8 protein-coding genes are annotated in these 9,209 nt (G+C 69.7%); 3 read left to right on the top strand and 5 right to left on the bottom strand.

The features are described 5' to 3' along the window. Together ACRDP3_RS22795 and ACRDP3_RS22800 are read right to left on the bottom strand one after the other, a co-directional pair. Window positions 1–724, bottom strand: a 724-nt coding sequence (locus ACRDP3_RS22795; RefSeq protein WP_431518871.1) for a GAF domain-containing protein, incomplete at its 3' end; no start/stop codon positions are given. Between the two features lie 96 nt (window positions 725–820). Beyond that, complete coding sequence (locus tag ACRDP3_RS22800; RefSeq protein WP_431518865.1) at window positions 821–1,531, bottom strand: ANTAR domain-containing protein; 711 nt, start codon at window positions 1,529–1,531, stop codon at window positions 821–823. Window positions 1,532–1,815: 284 nt separating this feature from the next. On the opposite strand from ACRDP3_RS22800, the gene ACRDP3_RS22805 reads away from it, so the two are divergent. Together ACRDP3_RS22805 and ACRDP3_RS22810 are read left to right on the top strand one after the other, a co-directional pair. Further along, window positions 1,816–1,944 (top strand): LPFR motif small protein, encoded by a 129-nt coding sequence (locus tag ACRDP3_RS22805; RefSeq protein ID WP_431518866.1) that lies wholly within the window; start codon window positions 1,816–1,818, stop codon window positions 1,942–1,944. Between the two features lie 286 nt (window positions 1,945–2,230). Next, entirely contained in the window at window positions 2,231–2,848 is a 618-nt protein-coding gene (locus tag ACRDP3_RS22810) for an SAM-dependent methyltransferase (RefSeq protein ID WP_431518867.1), read from the top strand. A 19-nt stretch (window positions 2,849–2,867) separates the two neighbouring features. Here the strand turns inward: ACRDP3_RS22810 and qcrB are convergent, their stop codons facing one another. From qcrB to ctaD, 3 genes are read right to left on the bottom strand one after another with little or no spacing between them, the layout of a single operon-like run. After that, window positions 2,868–4,445, bottom strand: a complete 1,578-nt coding sequence (gene qcrB, locus ACRDP3_RS22815) for a cytochrome bc1 complex cytochrome b subunit (protein ID WP_431518868.1) — start codon at window positions 4,443–4,445, stop codon at window positions 2,868–2,870. Window positions 4,446–4,480: 35 nt separating this feature from the next. Then, entirely contained in the window at window positions 4,481–4,864 is a 384-nt protein-coding gene (gene ctaF / locus ACRDP3_RS22820; protein ID WP_431518869.1) for an aa3-type cytochrome oxidase subunit IV, read from the bottom strand. Next, window positions 4,861–6,513: an aa3-type cytochrome oxidase subunit I gene (gene ctaD / locus ACRDP3_RS22825; protein WP_431518872.1), complete on the bottom strand. Its 1,653-nt coding sequence runs from the start codon at window positions 6,511–6,513 to the stop codon at window positions 4,861–4,863. Before ctaD ends, ctaF begins: the two co-directional genes overlap by 4 nt. 754 nt (window positions 6,514–7,267) lie before the next feature. Here ctaD and ACRDP3_RS22830 point away from each other — a divergent pair. Next, on the top strand, window positions 7,268–9,209 hold a 1,942-nt coding region (locus ACRDP3_RS22830; protein ID WP_431518870.1), incomplete at its 3' end, for a nitronate monooxygenase.

The following is a 9,209-nucleotide window of genomic DNA, read 5'->3' on the forward strand; positions in this document are numbered from 1 at the left end:
CGCCGGGTTCCACGCCGTGCTTCACCGCTATCCGCTCGGAGCCCTCCAGCACCGCCTTGGCGAAGTCGGACAGGCGCTGGTTCCGTGAGCGAGCCTCGCTGCGCAGCAGCGCGAAGGCTTCGGTCACCTCCAGGCCCAGGCGTTCGGCCAGCGCCCCCTTGGCCTGCTCGATCAGAACGCGGCTGTTCAGCGCGGTCTGCAGCTGTTCGGTGACGCTGTCCCGATGCTGGATCGCCCGCTGCTGCAGCAGTCCGATGGTGGCTACATCGGCGAGGGCCTGGCCGATCCGCTGCCGCTCCTGGTCCAGGGCGCCCGGTTCGGTGTGGAAAAGGTTCAGCGCCCCGATGACCTCGGTGCGCAGACGCATGGGCAACGCGTGTACGGACGTGAAGCCGACCTCCCCGGCGGCGGCGGTGAAGCGCGGCCACTTGCCCGCCTCGGACAGGTCGGCCACCGACAGGGCTTGACCGCTGCGGAAACAGTCGATGCACGGGCCCTCTTCGTTCTGCAGCTGGAACAGCTCCAGCAGGCGGGTCCGCTCCGTGGAGGCGGCGATCACCTGCAACCTGTCCCGCTCGTCGGTCAGCATGAGCCCGACGGCGCTGACGCCCAGCAGTTCCACGCACCGTTCGGTCAGGCTGTGGAGAAAGTCGATAACATCGAAGTCGGCGACGAGGGTATCCGCCATCTCCACGAACACTTCGGTCAGCCGAACCTGTGTCATATCACTCACCGGTCTTTCAGTATTTCCGCAGTCTTGCACGAAGTGAGAGCCGCCTCCTGGGCCCGGTGAGGAGAGAAAGGATCAGCGCTTCCAGCGTTACGGCTCACTTCCGCCGAATCGCAGTCGCCGTGCCACCACGTCCTTGGCGACCTCGCTCAGCCGCCGGTCCTGCGCGAACGCATAAGCCCGCAATCGCACCAGCGCCACCGCGGTGGTCACTCCCAACTGCACCGTAACCATGCCCGTGGCCTGGTGAAGCTCGGGATGCTGCGGGCCGGCCTGCTCGGACCACCGGCCGTCCAGCGTCGGCTCGGCCTCCTGTCCCGTGTCGAGCAGCAACGCCAGCACGGTGTCCGCCAGCACCAGCGCGTCGGCCAGCTGGTCCCGGTCGACGTTGCCGGGCTCGGCGCGGTAGAGATACATGATTCCCAGACCCGTTCCGCCGACCCGCAGCGGCAAGGCGAACAACGCGCGGACGCCGGCTGCCACCGCTGCCGGCGCGTAGACGGGCCAACGCGCCTGGCACTCTTGCGCGGCCAGGTCCGACACCAGGGTGGGGCTGTCGAGGAAGGTATCCGAACCTGGGCCCTCACCGAGCGTCACGGTCAGCTCAGCCATCTCCGAGGCGAGCTGAGAGCTGGCATGGACCGTCTCGCGCAGGCCGGTGTCCAGCACGAAAGTGACGGCGGCCGCGTCCACCCCGGCAGCGGAAACGGTGGCGGCGCAGACATGGCCGACCGTGACCGCCTCGCCCTGTGCCTGTTCGACGATCTGATTCCACAACCGGGCCCTGCGGTCTTTCTCCACCGGCTCCCCTCATCTCAACGACTGCGCCAAGGTCCTGAGCCACGCGGGGCCGACATCGAGCGCCGAGCCGCAACCCTACGCCGCGGGGGTGATCGCAGGGCAAGCCGTGGAACGGCCGTTCCTGCCGGGGTGGGTGTGGCGGGGCAAGTCGCCTTCTGCGCACGGCGCATTGCTCCGTGCGTGTTTCTTCACCCGGTCGAGGGGCACCAGGCACGGTGCAGTCGCACTCGCGGCTGGGCAGCACCTGGCCCGCGGGGCCGGATGACCACCATTGGAGGCCGCTCATGTTCAAGGCAATCGCGGATATCCTGCGAACGATCGCCGGTGCCATCGCCACCGTCATCACCCTGCCCTTCCGTCTCGTCGCCCGGCTCTTCGGCGGAGTCTCGGATTCCGCGCACGGCCGCCACTGATCCGCGCGCCTGCCGCCGCGCTCGCACCGCCCGGCGGCCGGGCCGGACAGTCGGCGAAGACGAACCGCACCGCGAGGGGTGTCCGCTCACAACGGGCACCCCTTGTGCGTGCGTTGCGGTTCACCCGCCCCCGCCGCCACCCGGTTGGCTCGTTCGCAGCCCCGCCTGCCGGGCACGCAGACGGGACCGATCTGCGAAGCGACGGATGAGGAGCCACCGTGACCGCTGCTGCGACAGTCCCCGCCGGATCCGTGCCGGACCCCGAGTTCTCCGGGCCGGTCCTCCGGTGAACACGCCCAGCACCTACTTCGAGCAGCTCTACAGCGGCTCGGCCGATCCATGGCAGCTGTCGGACCGGTGGTACGAGCAGCGCAAGTACGCCCACACCCTCGCGGCGCTTCCGCAGCGCCGCTACCGGAGCGCGTTCGAACCCGGTTGCTCCGTCGGGGTTCTCACCGCCCGCCTCGCCGAGCGGTGCGACAGTCTCCTCGCCACCGACAGGGTGGCGGCGGCGGCCGGTCTCGCCGCCGCCCGTACCCGCGAGCTGCCGGGTGTGCGGGTGGAGCAGCTCGCGATCCCGGAGGAATGGCCCGCCGGCTCCTTCGAGCTGATCGTGCTCTCCGAACTCCTCTACTACTTCGACGACCCGACACTGCGGGACGTGCTCGGCCGCACGGTCCAGGCTCTGGAACCGGGCGGAACCCTGCTCACCGTGCACTGGAATCACCCCGTGCCCGAACACCGCCGCACCGGCCGCGAACTCGCTCCGGTGCTCAGCGCGACGCCCGGCCTCACGCTGCTGACGGACTGCCGCGATCCCGATTTCACCCTGCACGTCTTCGGACGACAGGACCCGGACGGTTCCGGCCCGCTCTCGCCGGCAGCCCGCGAAGGGATGGTGTGACTGCTCCCTCCCTGGGGGCTCATCCGTCCCGGTCCCCGTAGTACCAGCGGCTCAGAGCGCCCCGCAGCCGGTGCCCGCGGGGCGGCCGGCCTCGTTCGCCGCGCGGCGGGGGCAGTGGCCGGGGGGTCTGCTTCATGAGCAGGGTGTAGCGCTCCCGCGGCGAAAGGGGCCGGCGGCCCTCCTCCAGGCCGCCTTCGACGCTCTGCCGTACTTCTCCCGTCTCCTCGCCCTCGTGGAGGCGTTCGCGGTCGTGCGCGGCAAGGGCGAGGCAGAGGCGTTTGGCGACCATGAAGGCGGCGACCGGCCCCAGCACCATGGCGATGCGGAAGAACCAGGTCAGGCCGTTGAGCGAGACGTCCAGTACGTAGGCGATCACATCGTTGCCGCCGGCGAGCAGGAGTACGCCGTAGAAGGTGATGCCGCCGACGCCCAGTGCGGTGCGGGTGGGCCGGTCGCGCGGCCGGTCGCACAAGTGGTGCTCGGCATGGTCGCCGGTCACCCATTGCTCCAGGAAGGGATAGAGATAGAGCCCGAGGAAGAGCAGGGCGGGGAGGATCGCGGTGGGGACCAGGACGTTCCACATCAGGGTGTGACCGAGGACGGTGGTCTCGAAGGGCGGCATCAGCCGGAGTGATCCCTCGAGGAAGCCCACGTACCAGTCCGGCTGGGATCCGGTGCTGACCTGGTCGGTGCGGTACGGGCCGTAGGCCCAGACCGGGTTGATCTGCGCCACCCCGCCCAGCACCGTGAGGAGTCCGGTCAGCATCAGGGCCAGGCCGGTGGACTTGGCGGCGAACTGGGGGACCATCGGCTGGCCCACTGCATTCGTGTTCGACCGGCCGGGCCCGCCCCAGTGCGTGTGCTTGAGATACACGACCAGGATCAGGTGGACCACGATCAGGGCGACCAGGATTCCGGGGATGAGCAGGATGTGGGCCGCGTAGAGCCTGGGGATGATCTCGTCCCCGGGATACTCGCCGCCGAAGAGGAAGAAGCTCAGGTAGGTGCCCACGACGGGGATCGAGAGCAGCAGGCTCTGTACGACCCGCAGCCCGGTGCCGGACAGCAGGTCGTCGGGGAGCGAGTACCCGCAGAAGCCCTCGGCGACGGACAGGACGAACAGCGTGACCCCGATGACCCAGTTGACTTCACGGGGCTTGCGGAAGGCGCCGGTGAAGAACACCCGCAGCATGTGCACACCGATGGCGGCGACGAACACCAGGGCCGCCCAGTGGTGGATCTGACGGATCAGCAGTCCGCCGCGGACGTCGAAGCTGATGTCCAGTGTGGAGGCGTACGCCTCGGAGACCAGCACCCCGCGCAGCGGTTCGTAGGAGCCCTGATAGGGGATCTCCGCCTCGCCGGGGTGGAAGAAGAAGGTGAGGAAGGTGCCGGTCAGCAGGAGCAGGATGAGGCTGTACAGGGCCAGTTCACCGAGGAGGAACGACCAGTGGTCGGGGAAGGCCTTGCGCAGCAGCGCGCCCCCTTCCGCTGCGGGCAGCCGGTCGTCCAGGGACGTAAAGCCCCGCTCGGCGGCGCGCCGGGCGACGCCCCTCGACGGTGCTTCCGTGCGTGGGGGTCTGCGCGGGAACGGCATCCGTCTCTCTTCCTCTCCGGCCGGGTGCGGCGCGGTCAGCGGTCGTTGTGCTGGAAGACGAAACCGAGGATGCCGGGGGCGAGGACTCCGACGCCGATGAGGAAGAGCCAGAGTCCGTAGACCACGCCGAGTCCGGCCAGCGCGGTACCCGCGGCGGCGACGGCGGGGTAGTAGCTGCGCGGGGAGAAGAACGCCAGCGGTCCGGCTCCCTCGCGCACCGGGGCGTTCCCGCGGTCCTGCGGGCGCCGGCCGTGCCGCACGTAGCGCGTCCACAGGAACAAGGAGATCAGGGCGGACATCACGAAGGACACCAGCAGCGCGGTCGTGCCCGCCGGCTCCGGGTGGAAGGCGGCGTAGCCGGTGGTGACGACCGCGAAGAAGGCGGCCATCGCGGCGAAGAGAAGGGCTTCGGCCTTCACCGCTGGAGTTCTTCCCGTGCTGCCGTCTCCTCCGGGAGCGGGGCGGGCAGGACACCGGAGGCGATCTGCGGATGGTGCAGGTCGAAGGCCGGCGACTCGGACCGGATGCGGGGCAGCGCGTCGAAGTTGTGCCGGGGCGGCGGGCACGAGGTGGCCCACTCCAGCGACCGGCCCCACCCCCACGGGTCGTCCTCGGTGACGTACTCGCCGTACTTCGCCGTCTTCCAGACGTTGTAGAGGAACGGCAGCGTGGAGGTGCCGAGCAGGAAGGCGCTGATGGTCGAGACGGTATTGAGGAGGGTGAAGCCGTCGGCGGCCAGATAGTCCGCGTACCGGCGCGGCATGCCCTCCTCACCGAGCCAGTGCTGGACGAGGAAGGTGCCCTGGAAGCCCAGGAACAGCGTCCAGAAATGGATCTTTCCGAGCCGTTCGTCGAGCATCTTCCCCGTCATCTTCGGCCACCAGAAGTAGAAGCCGGCGAAGGTCGCGAAGACGATGGTGCCGAAGAGGACGTAGTGCAGGTGAGCGACGATGAAGTAGCTGTCGGTGAGGTGGAAGTCCAGCGGGGGCGAGGCGATGAGCACCCCGGTCATGCCGCCCAGCAGAAACGTCACCAGGAAGCCGACGGACCACAGCATGGGCGTCTCGAAGGACAGCGACCCCCGCCACATCGTGCCGATCCAGTTGAAGAACTTCACCCCTGTCGGCACCGCGATGAGGAACGACAGCAGAGAGAAGAAGGGCAGCAGGACCGCGCCCGTGGCGAACATGTGGTGTGCCCAGACCGTCGCCGAGAGGCCGGTGATGGCGACCGTCGCACCGATCAGCCCGACGTAGCCGAAGATGGGCTTGCGGCTGAAGACGGGGAGGATCTCGGTGACGACGCCGAAGAACGGCAGCGCCACGATGTAGACCTCGGGGTGGCCGAAGAACCAGAACAGGTGCTGCCACAGCAGCGCCCCGCCGTTGGCGGCGTCGAAGATGTGCGCGCCGAACTTCCGGTCCGCCTCCAGGGCGAACAGCGCCGCGGTCAGCACCGGGAAGGCGAGCAGCGCCAGGATCGAGGTGAACAGCACGTTCCAGGTGAACAGCGGCATGCGGAAGACGGTCATGCCCGGCGCGCGCAGACAGATGATGGTGGTGATGAAGTTGACCGAGCCCAGGATGGTGCTCAGACCGGCGACGACGAGGCCCATCGTCCACAGGTCAGCGCCCGAACCGGGTGTGAACGTCGCGCTGTTCAGCGGTGCGTAGGCGAACCAGCCGAAGGAGGCGGCACCGCCGGGAGTCAGGAAGCCGCCCAGCACCATCAGCCCGCCGAAGAGGAACACCCAGTAGGTGAAGGCGTTCAGCCGGGGGAAGGCGACGTCCGGCGCGCCGATCTGCAGCGGCATGACGGCGTTGGCGAAGCCGGTGAACGTCGGTGTCGCGAACAGCAGCATCATGATCGTGCCGTGTGTGGTGAAGAGTTCGTTGTACTGCTGGGCCGAGACCACCTGCAGGCCGGGGCGTGCGAGTTCGGCCCGCATCACCATCGCCATCGCGCCGGCCGCCAGGAAGAAGCCGAACGAGGTGACCAGGTACATGTTCCCGATCACCTTGTGATCGGTGGTGGTCAGGTAACGGAGCATCGCCTTGCCGAGATTCATCCGCCGGCCGGCGCCCGACGGCGCCCGTGCTCCCTGATCCATGTCTGCACAGCCTGATGACGGTGCGCGTCACTCCCCGGCTGCCACGCCGGTGCGTACCGGCGGGTCACCCGGAGGGGCGACCGGGGCGTACACGCCGTTCGACGGCAGAAAACGCACCTTGCGGTATCTTCCGGCCCGGAAAACGCAACGCAACACCAATCCGACGCCTAAAACGGTGGCAGGTACCTGCCATTGTGTGCGAAGGTCTTGTGACTCATCGGTAACGATCGTACGTTCACCGTGCGTAGACACGCCAGGGAAAGATTCCCCGCCGAGGAGCCACCATGATCGACTTTCGTTCTGATCCGCGTACCCGGCTGTACAGCCCCATCGGTCAGGACCGCTGGGGCTGACGCGGCCGGCTGATCGGCCGGCCGACGGCGCGGCTGCGCGTCGTGTGAGCGAGCCACGACGCTCGGCTCCGAAGAACCCCGCAGGTGCTGTGATCTGCCGCACAGCCGGCGGTGGGCACGCATGCGGACAGTTACGTGAACATGACAACATCATGTCTGTTGTGCCGTGGATGGATTGCGGGCGCGGGAAGGCCCGGTTTGCTGTGCCACGACGGGCGAAATACCCGGAGGTTCAGGCGCCGCTCCAGGGTGACGGAGAGTCACCGACAGGCGCAAAGTGGCCGGTTGACCGTGCGGAAAACCGTCCCGTCTACTACGCATCGTCAGCAGACCAAGGGATCGTGCAGTCGGGAGAGTTCATGAGGATGGTGGATACGCGCGCTTCCGACGTGTCCGCACGGTCGAGTCTGGTCATCGCGGTCAACCCGGTGCACCGGCCGTCGCCGCGGCTCACCGTCGCGGCGTCGGGGGCAGGCGCGCTGGGCGTGCTCGAACTGCCTGCCGGTGACCCGCGTGCGGCAGTCGAACACCTGGACCGGACCCGCCGTTGGTCGACCAGGCCGTTCGGGGTGCGGATCCGGCCCGGCAGCTTCGTCACAGACGCCGAGCTGCCCGGTCTGGTTGACACGGTGCTGCTGGCCGACCCGGCGAGGTCGCCGGGCGAATTCCCGGGCCGCCGCGTCCTGGTCGAGGTCACCGACCGCGCCGAGGCACTCCGCGCCGCGTCGGACGGCGCGCACGGCCTGATCGTCCGCGGCACCGAAAGCGGCGGCCGCGTCGGCGAGTTGAGCACCTTCGTCCTCCTCCAGCAGGTACTCGCGGACCACGAGAGCGCGCTGCCGGTCTGGGCCTGCGGCGGCATCGGACCGCACACCGCCGCCGCCGCCGTCGCGGGAGGCGCGGCCGGCGTCGTGCTCGACACCCAGCTCGCGCTGCTCGACGACGCCGGCCTGCCGATGGAGGTCGCCGAGGCGCTGGCCGGGCTGGACGGTTCCGAGACGGTCCTGCACCACGGAACGCGCGTGCTGCGCCGGCGCGGTCCCGGGGCACCGGAACTGCCCGCCGACCCGGACGAGTTCGCGGCCCGGGTGGGCGGTGACGACCTGCGCTCCCAGTTCCTCCCGGTCGGCCAGGACGCCTTCCTCGCCGCGTCCTTCGCCCGCCGGTGGCCCTCGCCGGGCGAGGTCGTACGGGGCGTCACGGCGGCCCTGGTCGCCGCCATCGAGGACGACGAGCCCGCCACGGCACTGGGCAGGGGCGCACCGGGTGCTCTCGCGCTGGGCACCGAACTGCCCGTCGCCCAGGGACCGATGACCCGGGTCAGCGACCAGCCGGAGTTCGCGGCGGCCGTCGCGGCGCAGGGCGCGCTGCCCTTCCTGGCGCTGGCGCTGGCCGGTGCCGAGCAGACCAGGACGATGCTGGAGCGCACCAAGGAAGCCCTCGGCGACGCGCCCTGGGGAGTCGGCGTGCTCGGGTTCGCCGACGAGGAGATCAGGGCCGCTCAGCTGGAGGTCGTACGGGAGCTGCGGCCCACCCACGCGATCATCGCCGGAGGCAGGCCGGCCCAGGCCGCCGCGCTGGAGGCCGAGGGCATCTCCACCTTCCTGCACGTCCCCTCGCCGGGGCTGCTGCGGCAGTTCCTCGCGGCCGGCACGCGGAAGTTCATCTTCGAGGGAGCCGAGTGCGGCGGGCACGTCGGCCCGCGCAACAGCTTCCCGCTCTGGGAGGCGCAGGCCGGCATCCTGCTGGAGTTCGCCGCCGAGGAAGGCCCGGCCGCGGCCGCCGGCCTGACGGTCCTCTTCGCGGGCGGGGTGCACGACGAACGGTCGGCGGCCATGGTGGCCGCGCTGGCCGCTCCACTGACCCGCGCGGGGATCGCGTCCGGCGTACTGATGGGCACCGCCTACCTGTTCACCGAGGAAGCGGTCACGGCCGGGGCCATCCGCCCGCTCTTCCAGCAGAGTGTTCTCGCCGCCGACCGTACCGACCTGCTGGAGACCGCGCCCGGCCACGCGACGCGCTGCGCGCATTCCGCCTTCACCACGGACTTCGCCGCCCTCAAGGAGGAGCTGGGCGGAGCGGGCGTGCCCGACCGTGAAATCTGGGAGCGGTTGGAGAAGTTCAACGTCGGCAGGCTGCGGGTGGCCAGCAAAGGCATCGAGCGGGTCGGCGCGGAGCTGCGGCCCGTCGACGAGCAACGCCAGGCCGACGAGGGCATGTTCATGGCCGGCGAGGTCTGCGTGCTGCGCGAGCGGGTCACCACCGTCGCCGCGCTCCACGAATCCGTCGGCGACGCGGCGG

It is taken from the genome of Streptomyces sp., from assembly GCF_050698815.1.
Classification (GTDB): Bacteria; Actinomycetota; Actinomycetes; order Streptomycetales; family Streptomycetaceae; genus Streptomyces.

What these genes read in the sequence shown, in the direction of transcription:
- qcrB (WP_431518868.1), bottom strand. Translation starts at nt 4,445, where the DNA reads ATGCCGTTCCCGCGCAGACCCCCACGCACGGAAGCACCGTCGAGGGGC.
- ACRDP3_RS22805 (WP_431518866.1), top strand. Translation starts at nt 1,816, where the DNA reads ATGTTCAAGGCAATCGCGGATATCCTGCGAACGATCGCCGGTGCCATC.
- ctaD (WP_431518872.1), bottom strand. Translation starts at nt 6,513, where the DNA reads ATGAATCTCGGCAAGGCGATGCTCCGTTACCTGACCACCACCGATCAC.